The following is a 22,857-nucleotide window of genomic DNA, read 5'->3' as shown; positions in this document are numbered from 1 at the left end:
CCTCATTCATGATACAGCACGCTGGCGGGCCTCAGGCGCAGCACGCGGCGCACGTGGCCCATCAGCATCAGCGCGGCGACAAGTATGATCGTCACCAGTGTCAGCGGGTAAACCCCGAGTGGTAGCACGGCCTGCTCGGCATGGTTTTCCAGATAGCGCATCATCAGCCACCAGGTGGGCACCAGCGAAATGACCCCGCCAATGGTTACCGGCAGCAGCATCTTCCTGAGGAAAAGCTGGCTGACCTCCCGCTTGCCTGCGCCCAATACGCGCCTTAGCGCAATCTCCCGCGCCTTGGTGGCGGTATAGTGGCTGGCCATGCCGTAGAGCCCGGCAAGACACAACAAAAGGCAGAAGCTTGCCATGGCGAACACTGCCTTGGCCATGCTTTCGGTTTTGCGGTAGCGGTCGGCGATGGCGTCTGAGAACCAGCGGATTTCGGCGTCTTTTTCAAAGTCCGGGAAGTGGCTTAGCCACAGGCTGCGTACGGCTTCCTTCAGCGCCGGATCGTCCGTGTCCGCCAGCACCACATATCTCGTGTACCAGGTCTCAAACAGGTCTGTCAGGCCGTAAACCACCGGCTGGCGGTGGCGGTAGCCGCTGTCTTTTACGTCCGGGATCACGGCCATGATGCGGTATTCGGTTGTCTTGTCCGGCACTCCCTCGCGGTTCTTATAGACGCTGGTCAGGGTCTGGTTGATCGCCGCCTCGGGGCTCTCGAACCCGAAAGCTTTCAGGCTGCTTTCCGGCAGGGCAATGACATGCTTCAGTCCTGTGAACTCTTCATCCACGATCGCCAGCGGCGTGATGTCGAAGGTTTCAAAATAGTGCGGGCCCACATCATTCACCGCAGTCTGGATGGGCGCGTCCATGCCCGGCCCCTTCAGGTTGAACAGCATCAATCCGCTGGAGAACGGCGGGTGGTGGATTTCATGCACTTCGCCCACGCCCTTTAGGGCCTCCAGCTCCTTGCGGAAATCGCCTTTGAAGCGCGCGGACTGGCTCTCGTCAAACGGGGGCGGGATCATCATCACGCCATTGACCCGGAGGCCGCGCTCCAGCGTCAGATAATGGTTGAACTGGTGGTAAATCTGCGCCGCCGCAATCAGGCTGCCCACCAGCGCCAGCGCCTGCAGGCCCACCAGCACGCTTTTCAGCCAACCGCGCCCGCCGGTGACAGCCCGCTGGCTGTGGTGCAGAAGCGCCTGCGGCTTCATCCGGCTGATCTGGATGATCATGGCGGCCGCGGTCAGAAGCGCCACCAGTAGGGCGGCGGTGCTGCCAACCAGCAGTAACGGCCCGCGCCCGGCGGCAAATATCTTCACCCCGCCGTTCAGCAGCATGTCGGCAGACGTGGCGATGTCCGCCGCGATCAGCAGGCCAAGGCCATAGGCGGCCAGCGCCATCACGCCCGCTTCCATCAGGAATACACCCATCAGGTGCGCCCGTGTGGCCCCCGCGATGCGGCGGATGGCCACCTCGCGCCCGCGCCCCAGATTGAGCGAGGTGAACAGATGCACGAAGTTGAAGCAGGCGGTGATCAGCAGCACCGCCGCCATGATCAGCACGATCCGGCTCATGCGGGTGGAGGTGGTGGGCTTCATGTCGTTATAGGCTTTGGAATAATATTGTGACCCGATCACCGGGCTGACGGTCATCTTGAAGGTCATGTCGCCGTGGGGTGGCCGCATGGGCGCGATCTGCTCTGCCACATGGGCCTTCAGGGTCTCCTCATCCGCGCCTGGCTCCATAAGCATATAGGTATAGGCTTCGGCCCCCGTGCCCAGGCCGTCCTTGACATCCATGCATTCATCGTTCCAGGGGATCAGCACATTCAGGGCAAACTGTGTGTTGGGCGGCAGGGGCTTCAGCACCGCGCCCACCTTATGGTCGAAGCTCTGGTCCTTGTAGGTTACCGTAAGCGTCTGGCCCATGGCGTCGCCGCCGAACAGCTTCTCTGCCTGCTCGGCCGTCAGCACAAGGCCTGATGGGTCGCTGAGCGCCTGGGCGATATCCCCCACTTGGACGGGGAAGGCCAAAAGGTCCGCCATGTTGGCTTCGGCCATCATAATGTCGGTTTTGAAGCTGTCGCCCAGGCTGTTGGTGACTTCCGCCTGGATCGGGAACAGCCGGGTGGTGGCCTGAACGCCCGGTGTGTTCTCCTCTATCAGCGGGCCGACCTCCAGCCCGGTGCTGCCCATCAATCCGAACACGCCTTCTTTGCCGTTCATCAGCCAGCGTTCGTTGGCGCGGTACAGCCGGTCCGCGTTCGCTAGCCAGGCGTCAGACCGCATGCCGTCATGGATATAAAGCGCGACTGTGGTGGTCACAGCAAAGGCGCAGGCCAGGCCGAGTACGGCCACCAGCACACCCATGATATGCCGCCGCCACAGGCGCATCGACGCCTTGAAAAAGCTGAATGATTTTTTCACCGGTAACTCCCCCAATCCCGTTTCCAGTACACAAACCTTAGTGATGCGAGTTCATTTTGCAATAACGAAAATACAACCGGTGGCGGCAGGCGGTGTTGCCGATCCTGCTCGACTTTTGCGGCGTTTTATGATACCTAAAATGGCATAATAACAACCCTGTTTCGGTTGCCATCCGCGCGTGTGACTTCGCTGATGTGGCATGGGGCAACTGGCCGTGGGGGCGGGTTTGTAGGGTGAGTATGGCGAGGCGCCTTTCAGGGGTCTCAATGTCTCAGTCAGTTCCGTTTTGCCGGGTGCCGGCACCTGCCAGACAATACATGTAATGCGTTCACCAATCCGCTGACCAATGCGTTGGGCGGCTGCCCCGTATGGGTGGCCTATTCATGATATTTGACCAGGAGCTGAACAATGACCCCGCCTGATGAACAAGCAACCGGTGCCGCAGCTGCCGCGCCAACCCAAGTCTGGAAGAAAGCTTACGGCAACCCCTGGCTGATTGCCGGCAAACTGGCGCCTGTGGTGGGCACGGTGGCCGAGCCGCTGTTCGAGGTGGTCAAGGCTGCCTCAACCGGCGTGACCGCCATTTCGGGCGACGCGGCGGCCCTGAAGGCCAAGCTGGAGGCCACCATTGGCAGCGAGCTGACCGACAAGGCCGAGCAGGAACTGGCCAAGCCGCTGGCGGAAATCCAGAATATCACTGGCCTCTTCAAGCCCGTGCGCGTGGTGGCGGAAGGCAGCGCGGCAGAGCGCACCATCGACTGGAACGTGGGCGATTTTTCCAAACAGCTGCCCGGCACCATCAAGCTGGCCACTTTCGCGCTGGACCTCAGCGCCTCAGGCAGCATGGCCTTTGTGGTGGACCCCACCGACACGGCAGCGCCCGACAGTATCCCCGGTACCAGCTTCCACCTGACGGCAGAAGGCCGCATCGGCGTGGGGGCGGAGGCGCAGGCCAGCTTCTCTGTCCTCTCGCTTGGGGCATCGGCCAAGTTTTCCTACATGGAATCGGTGGACTTCGGCTTCAAGGTGGACGTCGCCAATGACGCCGCCGTGCCCATGCTGCTGGCCATGACCGCGGGGCTGACGCAGGTTGGCTTCGACGTAACGGATTTTGAGGCCACGCGCAGCGCCATTGGCGTTTCAGATGGTTATGTGGCGCTGGAAAACATCACGCTGAAGCGCGGCACGGATATGTCCGCGGGCGGCAATATCGCCGCCACCATCCCCTTCAAGGTGGGCAGTATCAAGTTCGGTATCAGCGCCAGTCTGGTGAACGGCAAGCATGTCACCATGGGGGTCAGCCGCGAGGGCGCATCGCTGATCGTGGACCTGAATTCGAATGAGAGTAATGTCAAGACCGCGGGCTTCACCTTTGGCCTGTCGGTGGGCATCGCCGCCCTCGGCCAAGGCGTGCTGACCGAGATCCGCACAGCGCTGGGCGACGTGGGCAAGGGGCTTGATGAGGTCGAGGGCGTTATCAACAAGGGTCTCGCCCTTGAGGACAAGCTCAACACCCTGTTGCCCGGCCAGTATATTGAAAAAACAGTCCTCGCCAAACTGGCGGCGGACACGGATTTCAACACGCTTCTGGGCAAACTGTTGGGCAAGCCAGCAGGTTGGACGGTCACCGATATTGGCGATGACCTGGGTACCTTCATTGGGGACAAGGCCGATGATGTGCTGGGCCTGTTCAAGAACTCGGCCCTTGCCCAGAACACGGGCCTGACGGACCTCGCAGAAGAGATCAAGGCAGAGCTGGTGGAGCGTGTCGGCACCGGTATCAATGATCAGCTTTCGAAGGTGGATGACGCGGTCACCGGGGCGCAGCAACAGCTGGTGTCTGACGTGACCGAAAAACTCAACAGCCTGGACGCGGCTGTGCAGAAGGAAATCGCCAAGCTGCTGCACCTGAAGGACATCAATAATTTTGCCGCCAAGGTGCTGGGTGTGATTGAAGACATTCGCGGCCAGTTGAAGAAGGTGACAGATTATATCTCGGACGACTCGTCTGAACTGCTGGCGGTCTCGATTGCCCGTCAGACAGAGAATAAGTCGCTGATTACCGGGCTTGGCAAATTCCAGTTCAGCCCGACGGCCGCTGACGGCACTGATACGCTCGCGGGCGCGCAGACACAGTATAACGCGCTGCTGGCCAAGCCGCACCGCACCGTGCGCGGCTGGCTTGACCCCACGGTTGCCAGCCTGCCTGCGGGCGTGACTTTCCTTGAAGGGTCCCTCAAGGGCATCTGGCAAACCACCCGCACCGGCACGGCGGCGGTTGGCTTCCTGGGCATGGATTTCGCCAGTTCGATCACCGCCCAGTCGGGCGTCAGCGTGGTACGCCTGCCGTCCGGCATTCAGCTGGTGGCCACGGCAGACATCAAACGGGTGAAGAAAAGCTGGTGGGGCAGCCGCACGTTCGATATCAGCGCGGCGTCCACCTATGCTCTGGACCGCGCGGCGAATGAAAACACAGACGGTATGAAGTTCACGCTGACCTCCAAGGACGGCGGTGATCCGGACAAGGGCGAAATCTCAGCCGCCGACATGCAGAAATATCTGGCGCGCCTTGTGGGCATCAAGCTGGTGCCAATGGACCGGGCGCAGGCCATGGTCGATTACGGCAAGGAAAACGGTCCGGGCGAGGAATTCACCGTGCTGCTGTCGTTCGATGAAGCCAGCGCCGATGCCTTCTGCACCGCCATGATCAGTGACTATGCCACGGCCGTGAATTGCGCGGCACAAGCTCTTCTGGCCAACCACACCTACCTGCGGGCCTATATGGGGCAGCTGTTCGGCAGTGACTGGGAAACCACCCTCACGGGCGAGCAGCAGGTGACCAAGTTCCTGAAGGTCGGCTTCTTCCAGATCAAGGATATGGCGGCTGACATCAGTGCCAGCGAGGCGGCGGCCTCACAGGTTCGGGAATCTTTCCTGATCCTGCAGGACATGCCCGCCAAGCTGGCGACAGCCTTCAGTGCGCTGGGCAAGATCGTGTCTACCAAAGGCCTGACACAGGCCCAGATCGAAGGCCTTGTGGCGCAATATACCAAAGGCCTGAAGCCCTGGAACAACCCAAGCTATGGCGGTAAATATGTGGCCAGCGACGTGACGGTGTCTTTCTTCGACGCACTCATCCGCTTCGCCGCTGCCGCCCCCAATGTGGAGCTACCGGTGTCGGTACTGAAATACCGCCAGCAGGCAGACGGCCCGGTTCAGTTCTTCTAACGGTCGGGTCTTCTGGGGCGACCCAGCCGACCAAGCCATCAAAGGCAGGCGGTTTCGCCTGCCTTTTCCATCTGAGATCGGGGGTGTTTCAAAAATTACGATAATCGTAAAAAATAGCTTGCACCCTAATCGGGGTTTTTGTATATTTATTTCATCAAATCGAGACTTGCGGCCCCGGGCAGGGGGCTTCAACACAGACCGCTGAGGCACCTGTGCTTTCAGCGGTTTTCTTTTATCCCGGATATGCCATGACCTTCCCAACCCAGGCGACAAAGGCGCGTAAAGCACGCCAGGCTGACTTCCTGGGCGCGCTGGCCACGGGTGCTGCCGTGAAGGACGCGGCAAAGTCAGCCGGCGTGCAGCCGCGCACGGTCTATAAGTGGCGCGACAAGGACCCTGTTTTTGCCGAAGAATGGCAGACGGCCCTCAGGACAAGCCTGACAGCCCTGGAGCGCGAAGCCGCGCGGCGGGCGCTTGAGGGCACCAAAAAGCCGGTCTACCGCGGCGGCGAGCTGGTGGGCCATGTCACCGAATATTCCGACCAAATGCTGATGTTCCTTCTCAAGCGCCACGGGGAGCGGACAGCGGGGGAAGGGACCCTTGAAGACCAGGTGAAGGGCGCCCGTGAAACATTATTCGAAAAATTCGCTTCTGCGCTTGAAGGCGGCGGAGCGGATAAAGCTTCTTGAAAGCCTGACAGACATTGAAGCCGCCGCGCTTCTGTATGACTGGCGCTTCTGGGCACGCGAAAGCCAACTGCCGCCTGTGGGCAACTGGGCCCACTGGCTGGTGCTGGCGGGGCGCGGCTTTGGCAAAACCCGCGCAGGCGCCGAATGGGTGCGCGCGCTGGTGGAAGGCGGGCAGGCCAAGCGTATTGCGCTGATTGCCCCCACGCTGTCTGACGCCCGCGCCGTGATGGTGGAAGGCGACAGCGGCATTTTGGCCGTTTGCCCACCCTGGGCGCGGCCCAAATTTACGTCCTCAACCCGCATGCTTGAATGGCCATCGGGCGCGGTGGCAACGCTTTATGGTGCCGAAGAGCCCGAGCGCCTGCGCGGGCCCCAGCATGATGCCGCCTGGGCGGATGAGCTGTGTGCCTGGCGGCGCGGTGAAGACACGTGGGACATGCTGATGTTCGGTCTCAGGCTCGGGCGGCAGCCACGCACCATGATCACCACCACGCCGAAGCCGACGGCCTTACTCAAGAAGCTGGTGGCGGCGGCGAATGTGGCGGTCACCAAGGGCTCGACCTTCGACAATCTGGACAATCTGGCCCCCAGCTTCCGCGATGAGATCATCGCCAAATATGAAGGCACGCGCCTGGGGCGGCAGGAGCTGATGGCTGAAATACTGGAGGACGTGCCGGGCGCCTTATGGTGCCGCAGCATGTTGGACGACACCCGCGTCAGCGCCGCACCCCAGCTGGAGCGCATTGTGGTGGCGGTGGACCCGCCAGCAACCGCAGGCGAGAAGGCCGATGAATGCGGCCTTGTGGCCGTGGGCAAGGACGTGCGCGGGCATGCTTATGTGCTCATGGACGGCACCACGCAGGGGCTTTCTCCCCATGCCTGGGCGTCCAAAGCCGTGGGGCTTTATCACAGCCTGCAGGCGGATCGTATCGTTGCCGAAATAAATCAGGGCGGCGCCATGGTGGAAAGCCTGATCCGTCAGGTGGACGCCAGTGTGCCGGTGCGTACGGTGCATGCCACGCGCTCAAAAGCCGTGCGGGCGGAACCCGTCGCGGCGCTTTATGAACGTGGCCTGGTGCACCATGTGGGCGCGCTTGCGCTTCTGGAGGACCAGATGTGTGAATTTACCGGCATGCGGCAAGGCGGCAGCAGCCCGGACCGGGTCGACGCGCTCGTGTGGGCGCTTTCTGATCTCATGCTTCGGGCACAGGCCCACCCCAACATAAGGACGCTATGACCCATGGCATTTTGGAACCGAATTTTCAGTGCGCGACAGCACGCGGCAACGCAAAACGAAGAGAAGTCTACCTTAAGGCCGATCCTGTCGCGCATTACCCCCGGTCAGGCGGTGGCCACACCCCGGCGCTATGACGCGCTGGCGGCGGAAGGCTACCGCGACAATGTCATCGCCTACCGGGCTATTAATCTCCTCGCCCGCGCCATCGCCAGCGTGCCAATGCGGCTTTATCGCGGCGACGTGCGGCTGGACGAGCATGAGCTTTTGACGCTGCTTTCGCGTCCCAACCCGCGGGTGAGCGGTGAGAATTTCTTCTATAACCTGACGGGCTATTATCTGATCGCGGGCAATGCCTATGCGCTCAGTGTCGGGCCCGAAGGCGGCGCGCCGAAGGAACTGTGGCTGATGCGCCCCGACAGCATGAGCGTGCTGGCGGGCGAGGACGGCTTGCCGCGCGGGTTCGAGCAAAACGTCGGTGGCAAGAAACAGCGCTTCGCCGCGGATAGTGTGCTGCACTGGAAAAGCTTCAACCCGCTCAGTGATTGGTATGGCCTTGCGCCCCTTGAAGCCGCCGCGCTGGCGGTGGACAGCTATAATGAAGGCACGCGCTGGAACCTGGCGCTGATCCAGAATGGTGGTACGCCGTCGGGTGTGCTGTATCAGGAAGGTGCTGATGCGCCGCTGACGGACGCCCAGTTCAAAAGCCTGAAGGAACAGGTGGAAGCCCGCCACACCGGCCCCGCCAACGCGGGCCGTCCGCTGCTTCTTGAAGGTGGCCTCAAGTGGCAGGACATGGGGCTAAGCCCCAAGGATATGGACTGGACAGCCGCCAAGAATATGACCGCGCGGGAGATCGCCATGGCCTTTGGTGTCCCGCCCCAGATGCTGGGTGTCCCGGACGCGCAGACCTATTCGAACTATTCAGAAGCCCGCGCCAGCTTGTGGGAAGACACAGTGATGCCGCTGGCGGGCGATATTGCGCAGGAACTGACAAACTGGCTGGTACCCAAATATGCCAAGGACGGCGGGAGCGGCCTCAAGCTGGTGCCTGATTTTGATGAAGTGCCGGCTTTGGCTGAAAAACGCGCCGCGCGCTTCAGCCGCATCGCAAACGCCGCCTTCCTCACCGACCCCGAAAAACGCAAGATCCTGGGCTTTGGGAACAACAAAGGTTGAACCATCTTACTGTTGCGCTTACCTAATCCAGGTAGGGCATTGTGGGGGGCGAAAATTTACAAATTCCTGTTTATCGGCGGCTTGCTCATACTTTTGTTAACGGGTGTTCCCGGAGCAGCCATGTTTGGCGGCGCCATATGGAAGCTTCCGATTTTCATCGGTGCTTGGGGGTTGACGATCCTTTTCTGGATTTTTGCCCAATGGGAGCCGAAAGCGTTGGTTAAAAGGCGCTATCAGCCAACTGCGCGGCATCTTTTCAGCGACGCGGTCATGACCTTGATGCTGTCAGGTTATGTCTTCCTGGCTCTGTGCTGGGCCAACAAATTGCTGGACTTTGATCCGACATACTCAGTGGAGGTTCAGGTGTCAGACGTTGGCCAGCGCCATGTCAGGCGGTTGAATTTCGAGTTTATTTTGGTCGGTGGCTGGCCAGTTGGTGAAGATGCGCTTGAGTTACAGGCGGACTGCATGGCGCTGTCAGAACTCACGCGAGGGGATCAGCTTGAACTTAAAGTTGGTGACGGCCTATTCGGCATCCCATACGTTGTGGACTACCGCAAGATCGACTAATCGCCGCTTTAATCCCCACCCGGGCGGAAGCGCCAAGCCAGGTATAGCGTGGCGGCGGTAAAGCCGAAAAGCACGATACCCAATATATTGAAGGTGATGATGATGCGGGCAAAGTCATCCGGCGCGGCGTCGCCCGCCAGGCCTTCACCGGCAGCGAAGGAACCCATGGCCAGCGTGCCGAAAAGGGCAGCGACCAAAAGGGAAACCACAGATAGCCACGCCCGGTATTTGGCGACCTTTGTTGAGTCTGCCGCCTGCGGCGCACTGGTTGGGTGATCAGACATTTTCAAATCCTCGCAAAGGGGGCGCTTATGTGCCTCCCAGGTAAAAATTCGTAGCAGCACGCGCAGGCCCTGTCCAGCAGTTGGCAGGGCCCGGCGCGCAAGAAGGAGCGATCCATGGCAGCAAGCCAAACCATGACGCGGGAAATGGCCGCCGTGCCCCTGGAGGTCAAAGCCACCGATGAGACGGGCGAGAACGGCACCTTCGAAGGTTACGGCGCCATCTTTGGCAACCTGGACCGCGACGGTGATGTGGTCGCCCGCGGGGCGTTCGGGGAAAGCCTGAAGGGCCGCATGCCGGCGCTTCTGTGGCAGCATAACGCCAAGGAACCCATCGGCCGGTTCGATGTGGTGCGCGAAGACGCGAGGGGCCTTTATGTGAAGGGCCGCCTGTCGATGGAAGGGCGCGGGCGTGAGGCTTATGAGCTACTTAAAATGGGCGCGCTGGACGGCCTGTCGATCGGGTTCGTGACCCGCGAGGCATCACGCGACGCGGCCTCCGGCACCCGCACCATCACGCGCGCAGAGCTGATGGAGATTTCGCTTGTCACCTTCCCGGCCAATGAGCTGGCACGGGTCACGGGCGTTAAATCCCAAAGCGCCGGCCTGCCGGAAACCCCACGCGACTTTGAGCGCATGCTGAGAAGCCACGGCATCTCCCGCAGCCGCGCCAAGGCCATCACCGCCAGAGGGTTGGCGCCGCTTGACGGCACGCCCGATCACACAGCAATCGCCAATATTGTTGGCGAGGTAAAGGCCCGGCAGGCAGCCCTGGAGCGCAAGGAAGACGACACACAAATGATACCGGCGGGCAGGCGAAAAGCATTTTCCTTCACGCCCTTTTCCCGGGTTTCAGATGGCAGGTTCAGTATTGAAGTTTTTGCCGCCGGCAACAGTGACACGCCGCTTGATGTGCGGCTGACATATGCGGGCGGCGCCCCCGTTGCTTTCCGGGTGGCCGGTGCCGGGAGGAAGGACTTTGACATCAGCACAGGGCTTATACCGCCAATGGTCTTGTTCCATGTGACTGTAACCAACAAATCCAACCAGCCCCGGCGGGTGAAAGTGCGCATCAAACGGCGGTAGGGGCCGCTTCCGCGCCTTAGTCGGCAGGCGGCTTGGCCGTGGGCTCGAACAATGTCCTGGCTTGCTCTGCATCCATATAGCGCGAAGCGACGGCCAGAAGCTCGGTGACGCGGGCCTCATCATCCTTGCGGCAGAAGCGGACCTTTTTTCCGCCTGACCAGGCAATGATATGGCGGAAGGTGTCGACGATATGCTGAGGCTCTTCCATCAGATCGATGCGGTTCCAGCCGCTTATATTATCTGGCTCGTCAGATTGGGCCACCATGGTGTCGTATTCCGCGATCCAGTCCTGGTTGCTGCCCCATACGGCGTGGATCGCCCCGGGGCTGCTCAAGAGCATGTAGGGCTTGCTGGTGCCTGCTTCCCTGCTGCTGAGGCGGGCGAGGGCTTCGATGCTCTCCGCCGTCTGGCGGTCTGGGAACAGGGACAGCCTCAGGTCGGCACCGCCTGCATAATAGATGCATTTATCAGCGAGGTCTGAAGGCCTGATGGTGAGCGTGGGGTTGAAGGCAACGACGCTCAGGCTTGGCTCGGGTGTCGTGACCGAAGAAAGAAAGCCGTCCCGTGCCGGGGTGTCGAGCCAGATTCTGGGACCGCCAGAATGGGACGTCATCTCCCGCGTATGCGCTGTTTCAACCGCTTCTGGCGGTTCGTAGGGGGTGTCTGAATAGGTCCAGTGGGGAAAGAACAGATAGCTGACGATGCCCCCGGTGAGAAACGCGAGTGTGATCAGCACAAGGGCTTTTGTCCGGTTCATAATGTGGTCCCCATCTCGATTCATGCCTGAAATTTGCAACCTATCATGTAAGTAACATATGAACAAAAGGTGAACAATAATGTTCAATTCAAATGGTGATATCGTGCGGGACCCGCAGGCGTTTGAAGCCTTCCTGATCGAGCAGGGTTATGTGCCCGCCCGCGCCCACGCGATTACCACCAAAGGGTTTGTGACACTCCCACAGCCTGCCAATACCCCCGCGATCGCCGATGTGGTTGGCGAGCTGGAGTGTAGGCGTCAGGCGCTTGAGGCAAAAGCATCGCGCATTGATGTTTACGAAGGCCAGACGGTACGGCAGGAGCGCTTCTATAGTATTGCGCATGAATGGGTGGCTGTTTCCATTACGCCGAAAGACCGGGATGTCAGCTTTGATGCCCTTGTTTATTACCACTTTTGGACAGAAAATGGCCCGGTCGCGCGAGACGCGTTGCTGTACGGTGATGGCCGCCGTGGCCGCTTCAACGCGCGACTGCGCGTGCGTGACGGCGATGCCAGCTGGCTTGAGCGCATTCTGGGCGGTCCGCGTGGCGGCCTGTTGAAGCGACTGAATGTTGAGATCAAGGCTCATCGAGGATCAACCAGTTATGATGTCAGGCTGGGCTGATCCAGTAGGCCTGATAAAGACAGGCCCCGGCTTCTAGGCAATCACTTCATAATAGAGGATGACTAGAAGGGCGCCTAACAGCATGCCACTGTAATAGGGCTTCAGGCGGTAAGACTTGGGTTTATCTTCTGCGTTTTCATCCATGAAAGGCTTCTCCGGAAAGCTGATCTCTTGTTCCTGCATGACCCTGTGTGGTCTTGGAATGCAACCTATCATGTCAGGATCGTTAAGACAAAAGGTGAACAATCATGGTCAATTCAAATGGTGATATCGCGCGGAACCCGCAGGCGTTTGAAGCCTTCCTGATCGAGCAGGGTTATGCGCCCCCACGCGCCCGTTCGATTGCGGTGAAAGGTTTTGCTGCAGACGACCTGACCACTGGGCCTGAGATCGCAGCATTGGTGGACACCCTGAAGGCCCGCAAGGCACAGTTGGAGCAGAAGCGAATGCTGCCCTCTGTCCAGCTAAGGGTGACGGGGCTGTGGAGCCCTTGGGAGCGTGTGCCGGCCTTTACACTGGCCAAACCAACCAGCTTCAAGCTTCTGGTCTCCCGTTTCGCAAACAGCCTTGCCCGTAACCCACTCAAGGGGCCGTTGTTTCTCGAATTTTATTATATGTCGCCAACAGGGCGCCAGAAAGGCACCTGGCAGTCAAACGGCAACGGTATAGCAAACAGCTTCATGGCAGCAGCAGGGACCCAGGAAATCAGCATCCGGGGCAAGACCATCGGCTTTGACCAAGTGAAAGTGAGCTTTCTGTTTCGCTGACCCGGTTTGGTCCACTGATCAGTCCCGGCTGGCGCTTAATCTGCGCCGGCCTCGCCATTTTGAGCTGCCTGCTTTTCAGTGCTGGCACGGGTGATAGTGTCCATAAAGTCCTGATAGTGGGGGATCATGTCCGCGCTGTCGGTTGGCTCGCACATCTCAAGGTCCTTCCCGCCGGAGAGGATGTGGGCGTAATAGAGCCCCGTGAAGGTGGCACCTTCAGGTACCTCGAACTCGAAATCACTTTCCACAGTATCTGGTCGTTTCCCGTCGCCAAAGTCTTTCAGAAGGTCGGCCGACAGGATGAAGCTTGAGAGCTCTGTCCCCTTTAGGCGGAAGGAAAACTGCTTGCCTGCATCAGGGGCCAGTTTTTCAGCAACCCGGGCCTTGGTCTCGGCTGTGAGAAACCCCTGGACATTATATTGCGCGAAGACGTCGTCCCCGTACCAGGAGGGCATGAGGCAGACCCGCTCAATGTCGCCTGCGGCGAAGGTTTGGACCGGGGCGATTTCCACGAGCTGCAGCGTATCGGTTTCGAACAGGCCGGAATCATTGCTGAGGTTTTCCCCCAGGGCGTAGTTATAGCTGCTGCCGACACTGGTCCCGTCCGAATAGAGGCCGATATCGTCAGTCATATAGCCATAGGACTTCCAGAAGGCCTTTGGTGACAGAAACAGATACAGACCAAGTGGAACGAGCAGAAGCCCGGACACCAGGCCGGCGAGATATTTCAACATGTGCTTACCCCTGAGTTGCAAGGTTGATTGTAGCCATGAGGTTGCTGACAGCGTCATGAACAAAAAGTGAACATATCGCGAGGGTTGTTGGTTTACAATCAGTTTTTGTGCCGCTAGTCTGAGCTCCGAACTTTTGAAAATCAGGAAAGGATGGGGGATATGAAAAAGCTTTTGGTGGCAGGCGTGGTTTTGAGCGCCGTGGCCTCTGGCGCGGCGTTTGCCGGCGACAAGGTTGAGGTGGTTTGGGGCGCAGGGGCCAAACGCTTTGACGTGGGCCAGGTGGAAACCATGTCGGTTTGTTCGCTCAAGGCGATGGTTGCTGGTGAATTTGGCTTGCAGGCCCGGAAATTCGACCTGATGAAGGGCGGCCGCAAGTTGAATGACGGCAAGACGCTCGCGGGCGACCACATATACGCTAACCACAAGCTTCTGGTGAAGGAGGTCAGCTACTCTAACCAGTGCTGATGCCTCCAGGATCGGGCAACGGCCCGCATGTTTGAAAATCCAAAGGGCTGCGAGCGGGATGCTTGCGGCCCTTTTTCTTGGCCACTTTCGTCTGCGTGAGGCAGGCACGGCCACCCGCCCGCCGGTGCGGCAACCGGCATTTCACGCACAACAATCATATGACGACCAAATAGACGAAAGGACAGATGTCATGGAAATGACAGATCTGAAAGCTGCCATTGACGATTATACCGACACGGCGGAAAGCGGCCTGATGGCCATGAAAGACCGGCTGGACATGCTGGAAACCAAACTCGCCCGCCCCGGTGCGGCCAGTGATTTTGGCGGCGAGGACGCGACGGAGCACAAGGCGGCCTTCTTCGACCGTTTCATCCAGAAGGGTGACACGGACGCCCTGAAGGCACTGGAAGCCAAGGCGCTGACAACCGGCGGTGACGGCGGCTATGCCGTGCCGATGGTGATCGACAGTGAAATCGAGAAACAGCTGCGCATCCTGTCGCCGCTGCGCTCGGTCGTGAAGGTGAAAACCATTGAGACGGCTGATTATAAGCGCCTCGTGAACACCGGCGGTGCAGCGTCCGGTTGGGTTGGCGAAGAAGCGGCGCGCGGTGAAACGGCAGCGCCGTCCCTGCAGCAGGTGGTGATCACGCCGGGCGAGCTGTATGCCAATGCTGCGGCCACCCAGCGCGCGCTTGATGACATGCAGTTCGATGCTGAAGCCTGGCTGAGCGAAGAAGTTGCCGAAGAATTCGCGGCGCAAGAAGGCGCAGCCATCGTCAACGGCACTGGTGCGGCTAACAATATGCCCCAGGGCTTCCTGACCTACACGCAGTCGACCAATGATGACGATACCCGTGCCTTTGGCGAACTCCAGTATATTCCGACCGGTATGGATGCGGCCTTCCCGGCCTCCGATCCGGCGGATATCCTGATTGACCTGGTGCATGCCCTGTCTGCTCGCTACCGCCAGGGTGCGCATTTTGTGATGAACTCCAAGACGCTCGCGACCGTGCGCAAGTTCAAGGATGCGGACGGCAATTTCATCTGGCGGGCGGGCCTCGCGGAAGGCCAGCCGGACACGCTTTTGGGCTATCCGGTGCTTGAAGTTGAAGACATGCCGGACATCGGCACCGATAGCGCCTCCATTGCTTTCGGTAATTTCGAGCGCGCCTATACGCTGGTGGAACGCACCGGCACCCGGGTGCTGCGCGACCCTTATACCAACAAGCCTTATGTACATTTTTATGCCACCCGCCGGGTGGGCGGCGCGCTGGTGAATGACCATGCGCTCAAGCTGTTGAAGTTCGGCGTGGCCTAAAGCGCAGGCGTAATCAAACGGATGTTGGGGCGGGGCTTCGGCGCCGCCCTTTTTCAATTCTCCTCCATCTTCGATCAGGGATTTTCTCATGCTGGCAAACCGGGTTCGCGAACTCACATCCACCACCGGCACCGGTGACATTGCGCTTGATGGCGCGCTGCCGGGGCATATCAGCTTCTCCGACGCATTCGGCGCGGGTGAGGGCGTCATCTATGTGATTGAGGATGGCGATAATTATGAAATCGGCACTGGTACGCTGGTGGACGCGGCTACGCTTGCGCGTACAGAGGTGGCCGAAACCCTCGTGGACGGCACCTATGTGCAGGCCGGTGCCACACCGATTGACCTGTCGGGCAACGTGCGCGTCTACTGTGCGGCCACGGCGGACTTCCTGCTGTCGCCCACCCATGACGCTGACATCATCCGTGAGGTAACACCAGATGCTGGCGTGACTGCCGATGGTGTGCTTCTGAAAGATGGCGGCGTGAAGCTGACAGGGTATACCCGCTATGAAAACAGCCTGGGCAACACAGTTTTCGATGTGGGAACCACCGACAATCACGGCCTGCTGAAGCTGTATGACAATGCGGGCACGGAATTCCTGCGCGCGGATGCGCTGGCACAAAGGCTGACGATTGAGGGTGAAGCCTTGTTTGAAGGCGCTGTCGGGGTTGGTTCCGGGCCAGCTTATACCGGCTTGCATATTCATCAGGACGTGAATGCCTACCTGCATCTGTCAAACAGCAGTACCGGCAACGCTGCGGGCAATGGTACGTCCATCCTGGTTGAGAATAGCACCACAGACTTCATCATCAACCAGCGGGAGGTTGGTGGCAGCATTCGCTTGCATCATACTGGCACTGACGTCCTCACCATCGGGGCGGACAAGGCGGTTCAGTTTGCAGGGGGAGTGACTGTACGAGACACTCAAGGCCGATTGGTACTTCATAGTACAGGGGCATCCCAATCTCCGCAGCTCATATTCAAGGAGGACACCGGCGTCGAGCGGTGGTTGCTCCAGAGCAATGAAACCAATGGCGATTTCGAGCTGGTGCGAAGCGGCGGAACTGTTGTTGCCTCCTTTGAAGATGGCAGCAATGCCGCGACCTTGGCCGGCAACCTGACAGTTCAGGGGCTGACCACATTGGGTTCTTCTGCCTCGCTCGCGGGTAGCCTTGCCATCGAGGGTGCGGCCAATCAGTATCTCGGTGTCCTCCAGGAGCAGGATATCAATCTGACATTCGGTTCTGTGGCGGGCAGCGATGCGCGCATCTATCTCTATGGGACCGGGAATGGTCAGGCGAATGCCGGGAACATCGATATCCGGACGGCCAGCAATTCTGGCGTGGTAACAATTGGTGGATCGCTGAACGCATTGGGGGCTGTGTCCGTGACAGGCACGGGCACGTTTACTGGCAACGGTGCTTTTGGTGAGACGGTCACTAATAATCCGACATTGACTATCGGCAAGCAGGCGACTGACAATGGTGGCCAGGCTACGCTTGGTTTCTTTGCCAAAGCGGCCGGTGCCGGCGGCAACGGATTCAAGGTCAGCTATGTCAAGAATGCGACCGATGATGAGCTGCGGTTCATTGATGGTGGCGACAAAGCCGTCCTGACCCTTTCCAATGTTGGCGAGACAGCCCGCTTTGCAGGAACGGTTTCGGTGGCCGCCTCTTCCGGGGCTTATGCTGCCGCCAGCCAGGCGGATGTCGGTACGGGTATCAAGATTGATGCAATCAACTCGATTGCAGCTGAAGGAGAAGCATACGCGGCCCTGACCTGGGCATCGACCGGTTCAGATGCGTCAACCGGTGCCGCGATCGCACCGGTCCGGATGGGGACTGACAGCAATGTTACCGGTTTGAATTTCTATGTCCACCCAACACAGACCGCGGCGGATCCGCTCGAGATCGCCTTGACCCTGAACGCTGACAAGTCGGCTACCTTCAAAGGCAATCTGAATATCAATGGCGGCAACAGTGTTGTAAGTGCCAATTATGAGAACCTGTCAATCGGTGATTTTACTGGTGGCAATAATGGTATTACTATTCAGGCCCCTGACACGGGGCGGGGCGGAATTGCGTTCAGTGACAGCAATACCACTGGGGTCGCCTCTCGGCAGGGCAGGTTCGATTTTGACCATGTAACCGACACTTTTGAGTGGCTGACCGGTGATGTCCGGAGAATGTCCTTGTCCGGTGCATCAGCGACCTTTACGGTTGAGGTCCATATGGATAGGCGCCTTACCCTTCATGCCGCGACCGGGAACTGGTTTAACATTAGCGCCAACAGTGGTGCAGCCGGGAACTTCGGTACGTTCAAGAAGGTGGACGGGGCTACCGCGTTTGCCTACATCGGCGGTGGTGCGGGTGCGGCCGTCTCAGCCGGTACGGCTGATGACTTTGCGATCAGGGCTGAGGGCTCGCTCTATCTGGCTTCGGGCGGGAACACACCTGCTCTGATGCTTGATGATAGCCAGAACGCGACTTTTTTCGGCGCGGTCACTGGAGACCGATACGCTGCTTTTCTGAAAGGCAGTGCCACAGACCCAGTATTCCGGATTGATTCGGACGGCACGGGTGGGGCAACGGGTTTTGCCGGAAATAGCGATGCCGGATCTGAGCATATCATGGCCACCGTTGCGGGTGTGCAGCAGCTCCGGATTTCAGCTGGCGCCGTGACCTTCGCAGGCGATGTGTCCTTGGATGGAAAGAATTTGAAGCTGGAAAGCACGTCTGATGGCAATAATGGCCAGGCATGCTTCTATGACGAGCTGGGCGTTGAGGGCGGGCAAATTTATGCCTATTCCGGAGAGCTCAGGCTGTATGCCTCAGAGCAGCTGTCCATTAATGCGCCGACCAATTTTGCTGGCCAGCTTCATCAGTTGACGCCAGACGGTGTAAATGCGGCCCTCAAGTTGGAAGCATCGAATTTTACGCCGTATATTTCGATGTATTCGGGTGGCACCAACATTCAACCCATTATCCGCTATGGTACCGGCGCTGGCAAAACAGCACTGAGAATCCAGAAAATTTCCGCAGGAGCAGGTATTGACGCGGTGGGAACAGATGTCGCGGTATTTGGTGACGATCTTTCTGCCACATTTTCAGGAAATGTCACTGTCGGCGCAGGCCTTGCAGCCCCGATCACCCCCGGTGACATTGCGATCCGGGGGGCGAGTTCTGCACCGGAGTTGACATTCCATAGCGGGCCCGGCGGTGCGCTATATGCCTCGATGAAGGCAGACGGCACTACCAATAAGGTGACATTTGAGAATGTCATGGCAGCCGGAACCGGCAGGATTGAATTCCTCAATGACACGACCTTTGCCGGCGATGTCATTATCGGCAGCGACAATCTTGATCTGGGTGACAATTCGAATACAGGGTCTGTCCAGCGATTCCACGCGAACAGAACGGGCGAAAACCAGAATATCATGTCGCTTGAAAGCTGGTGGGACGGCAAGCGCGTGGCGTCTGTGACAGGGCAAAGTGGCACGGACACGACAGGCAAGGGCAGTGGCGAGCTGATCCTTGCCACGGCGCCCGATGAGGCCACCGGCATTGTCACCCGGTTGCGAATTGAGGAAAACGGACGTTTCCATTTTCACGGCAATGAGCTGACGGGGCTTGCCAGCCTGCACAGCAATGTCAGCTCCAGCAACGTGAATATCGCGGGCGGTAGCACGTTTAATTCGGGTGCCAACCTCTATCTTTACGGCCCTGATCACGCAAGCCAGGCCAGTGACATCGTTTTCAAGGTCGATGCCACAAACACCCTTCTCTATGACAACAGCAACGCCGAATGGAATTTTGAAGGCAATAAGATCGTGCGCGTAGGCCCCGGCAATGATGTGTCGATGCGCATTGGTGCCGACAGCACCGGTGCGGGCGTGACCGACGCCGTCATCAAGGTTGGCAGGGTTGGTGTGCCCCATTATCTGAATGCGGAAGAGCCCGTCGGTGTCTGGTCGGTTGTCAGTGACGGCACAGAAAACCAGCTGCGGCTGGGGGGCGCGACCTCGCTGATGAATGCGCCGACCGAAATCAGCTTCTGGACGGGCCCTGACGCTACCACGATAACCGGCTCCCAGCAGTGGAAGATTTCCGGTGACGGTAGTCTCGTTTCCCTGGGGGGTACCGCAATCCGCCGCGCCTCCGATACGGGCAGCCTAAGCTTCAGTGGCAGTACATCGACCGACGTTGGAGCCAATCTGGTGCTCTACGGCGCCAGCCACGCGTCCGAGGCGGGTAATCTTTATATCCGCACCGATACAACGACCCTGCTGAAGTATGATAGCGGCAGCAATAAATGGGATTTTAATAACCTCGCGCTCTCAGGCCTTGGTAGTCTGGTCAAGGGCGTATCTGCCGGCGAAATGGTGGTGTCAGGCGGCAGCGCCGTCACAGAGGGCGCCAACATCCGCCTGTTCGGGGAAGATCACGCAACCTTGCCAGGTAATATTCACCTGCGCACGGGCAGCACGGACCGCCTGGTGTGGGACGATGCTGCACAGGCCTGGAACTTCCAGAGCCAGGGTATTAATAGTGCTGCCTATGTCGTCGCATCAGGGAACATAACCACCTCCGGCCGTATCGAGGCCGACAGCCTAACCTTCGGGGTTGCGCCCAATGGATACTATAAGAACCGCTTTGCCGGGACGCTTAATAGCGACGGTGGCGATACCGTTGCGGCAGGGCTGGTGTGTTCTATTGATGTTGTAGGTGCCGCTGGCGACACGTCCTGGCTGTCGACAATGGTGGCGGGCAATGGTGTTGGGGCAAGCATCACAACCCAGGGCAACAGCGAGACCATTTCGACAGTTGCCACGCTCTACCTGTCTGAGCCTGGCCTTACGGTCGGTCCCGGCGACACAGTCAGCAATGCCAGTACGCTTTATATCCAGAATGCGCCCACGGAAGGCACGAATAACTACAGCCTGTTTGTCGCTGGCGGTACATCTCGCCTGGACGGCGATGTCCACTGTGGCGGTGTGGTTCGCCTGCTGGCCGACACCACAGCAAACCGTCCTGACGCTACGGCTTCAGGCACTGGTGCCTCTATGTTTGACACAACTCTTGGCAAACCCATCTGGTCAGACGGCAGCCAGTGGGTGGATGCTACAGGCACCGCCGTTTAGGAGCCTGAAATCACCTGCCGTTTTCACCCTTGAGGAGCGTAGGGCCAGCCCGGCATGCGCTCCTTTTTCCGTCTATAGAAGAGGATATTTTCCATGACACAACCCGTCCCAACCCTGAATGCCAAACAAGCCGCAGCAACGCTTCAGTTCCTGTCCCGCACCCAGATGCAGGGTGCTGAAATGCCGGCCTATGTGGATATTTTCAATGTCCTGAGCGCTATCGTTTCCGCAGAAGGCGCCCCCGCGCAAGATGCAGAGCAGGCACCCGCTGACGCCGCTGAGGCCTAAACGAAACACATGTGGGGTGCGGCTTTGCCGGTCGCAGCCCACGCCCTTTCCAATCACCCCACACGCACAAGGATCTGCCGATGTTTCTTGCCTCCTCCCCCACCGGTGGCGCGCCGATGGCCGGTGACCGGCTGCAACCCTTTTCAGCTGATGCCGAAGCCGCGGCCCTGTCTGCCACAGGGCAGCAGGCCGAGATGATCGGTCGCACAGTCACAGGCTTGTCTGCCACACGGCAAACGCTTGCCGTGCGTATGCGGACGCCTGTCACGGTGTCTTCGGGCGCTGCCATGCCGACGGTCACCGGTTCGGCTTCAAGTGATGAGGTGCAGCCATGATCACAGGTCCGCTTCAGCTTTATGACCAATCCCTGGTCGCGCTTCTGGATGGCAGCCGCAAGCTGCTGGATGAAGCTAAACTGACCGCGCTTCTTTTGAATGCGACATATGTGCCCGACCTTTCGGCGCATGCCACGCTCGCGGACGTCAGCGGATTTGAGATTGCAGGCGGTGACTACCATCGCCGGTCTGTCACCGGGGGTGCCATTCAGGCCGCCACGGGGGTTGCTGCTTTCACAAGCGACGCCATCAGCTGGGGAGATCCGGTCACCCTGCCGCCAGCCAAATATCTGGCCATCTGTTACGGCGCGCTGGGCACGCTCGCGCCCGAAAGCCCGCTTCTGGGCGTGATGGACCTGGCCGGGAGTGCGCCGTCTGTTGAGGCCGTGCGCTCAAGCTTCCGTGTCACACCGCCCGCAAGCGGCTGGTTCACGCTCTCTCGCGCTGCCTAGTCGCAACCACCTCCAACCTTCAGGAATTTCTGCATGACCTTCTATGCCAAAGACCCGGACAGCACGGTCGACTACAGCTTCGACTGGGCCGCCTGGCTGGCCAGTGGTGAAACCATCACGGCAACCAGCTGGACCGTCGCGCCCTCAGACGCCGACGCCCCCAGCCTGGGTAGCCAGACATCAGTGGGCACCGTGCAGGGCATTTATGTGTCCGGCGGGATGGCGGGCAACCGCTACCGCCTGACCTGCCATATTGAAACCGACGCCGGACGCACCGGTGAACGCAGCCTCAGCCTTCGGATCATGGAGCAATAATATGCGCATCGAGACGCTATCAGCACCAGCCAGCGAACCGCTGTTGCTGGATGAAATCAAGAACCACCTGCGGCTTGATGGCAGTGCGGATGACGTGGGCCTTGGCGGCCTTCTGCGCGCCGCGCGTGAAATGGTGGAAAATCATCTGGGCCTGTGCCTGATCAACCGGTCGCTGGCGCTTTACCTGGATGCCTGGCCCGGGTCCATGGGGCAGATGCCCTGGTGGCAGGGTGTGGCGTCAGGCAGCATGGCAGCCTTTGTGCGCATGGCGGAATATTTGCCTTTGCCGGTCCGGCCGGTCAGCGGCATTGGCGCGATCCAGACCTACGACGTGGACGGTGCTGCCACCGTTTGGGACGCAGAGAATTATAACCTGAAACCGGGACTTGAGCCCGCGCTTTACCGCACCAGCGGTAGCTGGCCCACACCGGGCCGCACGCTGGACGGTATCAGCATCGAGCTGACGACCGGGTTTGGCGACAGTTGGAACGATGTGCCCGCCGACATCCGGCAGGCGCTTCTGATGCTGGTGGCGCATTTGTTTGAAAACCGCGGCGATACCGGCACAAAAGCCATGGACGCCAGCGGCGCCGGCGCCGTGCTGAAGCCCTACAGAAAGTTGCAGATATGAGTGAGAGCCAACCCCTTGGCGCCCGGCGCCACCGCATAACCCTGATGGGTGAAGACAGAACCCAGGGCGCGGGCGGCCGTGTGATCCAGACCAGCCCGATCATCGCTGACGTGTGGGCCGAAGCCGACGAGGAAGTAAGCGTAGGCGAACGGGCAGGCGGGCAGGCGCTCTCGCACCGGGCCCGCTTCACGCTTGCCTACAGCAAGCCCTACCTGGCGGCACGGTTTGTCGAATGGCAGGGCCGGCGCTACCGGGTGTCGAGCCTGAAGGCTGTTGGCGTGAAGGACCGCCAGATCGATATCGCCGCCCAGGAAATCAATTAAACATA

Annotated in this window: 21 protein-coding genes; 17 read left to right on the top strand and 4 right to left on the bottom strand. The window is 59.5% G+C overall.

Annotated elements, in window-relative coordinates:
- Positions 1-2: 2 nt before the first annotated feature.
- Entirely contained in the window at positions 3-2,432 is a 2,430-nt protein-coding gene (locus tag B3Z17_RS04730; RefSeq protein WP_286828768.1) for an ABC transporter permease, read from the bottom strand.
- 408 nt (positions 2,433-2,840) lie between these two features.
- Between B3Z17_RS04730 and B3Z17_RS04725 the strand changes: the two genes are divergently transcribed.
- The 5 genes from B3Z17_RS04725 (at position 2,841) to B3Z17_RS04705 (ending at position 9,332) form a co-directional block, all read left to right on the top strand.
- Positions 2,841-5,660: a hypothetical protein gene (locus tag B3Z17_RS04725; protein ID WP_286828767.1), complete on the top strand. Its 2,820-nt coding sequence runs from the start codon at positions 2,841-2,843 to the stop codon at positions 5,658-5,660.
- 248 nt (positions 5,661-5,908) lie between these two features.
- On the top strand, positions 5,909-6,349 hold the full coding sequence (locus B3Z17_RS04720; RefSeq protein WP_286828766.1) for a transposase: 441 nt from the start codon (positions 5,909-5,911) through the stop codon (positions 6,347-6,349).
- Positions 6,285-7,586 carry a DNA-packaging protein gene (locus tag B3Z17_RS04715; RefSeq protein ID WP_286828765.1) on the top strand — a complete coding sequence of 434 codons (1,302 nt, stop codon included), beginning with the start codon at positions 6,285-6,287 and terminating at the stop codon, positions 7,584-7,586. Before B3Z17_RS04720 ends, B3Z17_RS04715 begins: the two co-directional genes overlap by 65 nt.
- Positions 7,587-7,589: 3 nt before the next feature.
- Positions 7,590-8,762: a phage portal protein gene (locus B3Z17_RS04710; RefSeq protein ID WP_286828764.1), complete on the top strand. Its 1,173-nt coding sequence runs from the start codon at positions 7,590-7,592 to the stop codon at positions 8,760-8,762.
- Between the two features lie 39 nt (positions 8,763-8,801).
- Positions 8,802-9,332 carry a hypothetical protein gene (locus tag B3Z17_RS04705; RefSeq protein ID WP_286828763.1) on the top strand — a complete coding sequence of 177 codons (531 nt, stop codon included), beginning with the start codon at positions 8,802-8,804 and terminating at the stop codon, positions 9,330-9,332.
- A gap of 8 nt (positions 9,333-9,340) precedes the next feature.
- Here the strand turns inward: B3Z17_RS04705 and B3Z17_RS04700 are convergent, their stop codons facing one another.
- Positions 9,341-9,616 (bottom strand): hypothetical protein, encoded by a 276-nt coding sequence (locus tag B3Z17_RS04700; protein ID WP_286828762.1) that lies wholly within the window; start codon positions 9,614-9,616, stop codon positions 9,341-9,343.
- Positions 9,617-9,730: 114 nt separating this feature from the next.
- Here B3Z17_RS04700 and B3Z17_RS04695 point away from each other — a divergent pair, with 114 nt between their 5' ends.
- Positions 9,731-10,699, top strand: a complete 969-nt coding sequence (locus B3Z17_RS04695) for an HK97 family phage prohead protease (protein WP_286828761.1) — start codon at positions 9,731-9,733, stop codon at positions 10,697-10,699.
- 16 nt (positions 10,700-10,715) lie between these two features.
- Here B3Z17_RS04695 and B3Z17_RS04690 read toward each other — a convergent pair whose 3' ends face one another.
- Positions 10,716-11,456 carry a hypothetical protein gene (locus tag B3Z17_RS04690; RefSeq protein ID WP_286828760.1) on the bottom strand — a complete coding sequence of 247 codons (741 nt, stop codon included), beginning with the start codon at positions 11,454-11,456 and terminating at the stop codon, positions 10,716-10,718.
- A gap of 79 nt (positions 11,457-11,535) precedes the next feature.
- On the opposite strand from B3Z17_RS04690, the gene B3Z17_RS04685 reads away from it, so the two are divergent.
- Together B3Z17_RS04685 and B3Z17_RS04680 are read left to right on the top strand one after the other, a co-directional pair.
- Positions 11,536-12,081 carry a hypothetical protein gene (locus B3Z17_RS04685; RefSeq protein ID WP_286828759.1) on the top strand — a complete coding sequence of 182 codons (546 nt, stop codon included), beginning with the start codon at positions 11,536-11,538 and terminating at the stop codon, positions 12,079-12,081.
- A gap of 248 nt (positions 12,082-12,329) precedes the next feature.
- Positions 12,330-12,848, top strand: a complete 519-nt coding sequence (locus B3Z17_RS04680) for a hypothetical protein (protein WP_286828758.1) — start codon at positions 12,330-12,332, stop codon at positions 12,846-12,848.
- Positions 12,849-12,883: 35 nt separating this feature from the next.
- Here the strand turns inward: B3Z17_RS04680 and B3Z17_RS04675 are convergent, their stop codons facing one another.
- The gene (locus B3Z17_RS04675) at positions 12,884-13,582 is read right to left on the bottom strand and encodes a hypothetical protein (RefSeq protein WP_286828757.1); all 699 of its coding nucleotides are present in this window, start codon (positions 13,580-13,582) and stop codon (positions 12,884-12,886) included.
- Between the two features lie 159 nt (positions 13,583-13,741).
- On the opposite strand from B3Z17_RS04675, the gene B3Z17_RS04670 reads away from it, so the two are divergent.
- The 9 genes from B3Z17_RS04670 (at position 13,742) to B3Z17_RS04630 (ending at position 22,852) form a co-directional block, all read left to right on the top strand.
- Positions 13,742-14,047, top strand: coding sequence for a ubiquitin-like domain-containing protein (locus B3Z17_RS04670; protein ID WP_286828756.1), 306 nt, complete (start codon positions 13,742-13,744; stop codon positions 14,045-14,047).
- A gap of 190 nt (positions 14,048-14,237) precedes the next feature.
- Positions 14,238-15,365, top strand: a complete 1,128-nt coding sequence (locus B3Z17_RS04665) for a phage major capsid protein (protein ID WP_286828755.1) — start codon at positions 14,238-14,240, stop codon at positions 15,363-15,365.
- 88 nt (positions 15,366-15,453) lie between these two features.
- Positions 15,454-20,508: a beta strand repeat-containing protein gene (locus B3Z17_RS04660; RefSeq protein ID WP_286828754.1), complete on the top strand. Its 5,055-nt coding sequence runs from the start codon at positions 15,454-15,456 to the stop codon at positions 20,506-20,508.
- 93 nt (positions 20,509-20,601) lie between these two features.
- Entirely contained in the window at positions 20,602-20,796 is a 195-nt protein-coding gene (locus tag B3Z17_RS04655; protein WP_286828753.1) for a hypothetical protein, read from the top strand.
- Between the two features lie 80 nt (positions 20,797-20,876).
- Complete coding sequence (locus B3Z17_RS04650; RefSeq protein ID WP_286828752.1) at positions 20,877-21,131, top strand: hypothetical protein; 255 nt, start codon at positions 20,877-20,879, stop codon at positions 21,129-21,131.
- On the top strand, positions 21,128-21,583 hold the full coding sequence (locus tag B3Z17_RS04645; protein ID WP_286828751.1) for a hypothetical protein: 456 nt from the start codon (positions 21,128-21,130) through the stop codon (positions 21,581-21,583). The genes B3Z17_RS04650 and B3Z17_RS04645 overlap by 4 nt, the downstream gene beginning before the upstream one ends.
- 33 nt (positions 21,584-21,616) lie before the next feature.
- Positions 21,617-21,898, top strand: coding sequence for a hypothetical protein (locus B3Z17_RS04640; RefSeq protein ID WP_286828750.1), 282 nt, complete (start codon positions 21,617-21,619; stop codon positions 21,896-21,898).
- 1 nt (position 21,899) lies between these two features.
- The gene (locus tag B3Z17_RS04635) at positions 21,900-22,529 is read left to right on the top strand and encodes a head-tail connector protein (RefSeq protein WP_286828749.1); all 630 of its coding nucleotides are present in this window, start codon (positions 21,900-21,902) and stop codon (positions 22,527-22,529) included.
- Positions 22,526-22,852, top strand: a complete 327-nt coding sequence (locus tag B3Z17_RS04630; RefSeq protein WP_286828748.1) for a phage head completion protein — start codon at positions 22,526-22,528, stop codon at positions 22,850-22,852. Before B3Z17_RS04635 ends, B3Z17_RS04630 begins: the two co-directional genes overlap by 4 nt.
- Positions 22,853-22,857: the final 5 nt, after the last annotated feature.

It is taken from the genome of Kordiimonas sp. UBA4487 (assembly GCF_002389025.1).
Lineage (GTDB): Bacteria > Pseudomonadota > Alphaproteobacteria > Sphingomonadales > Kordiimonadaceae > Kordiimonas > Kordiimonas lacus.
The sequence above is the reverse complement of the archived record's forward strand: the minus strand, read 5'-3'. Positions and strand labels throughout refer to the sequence as shown.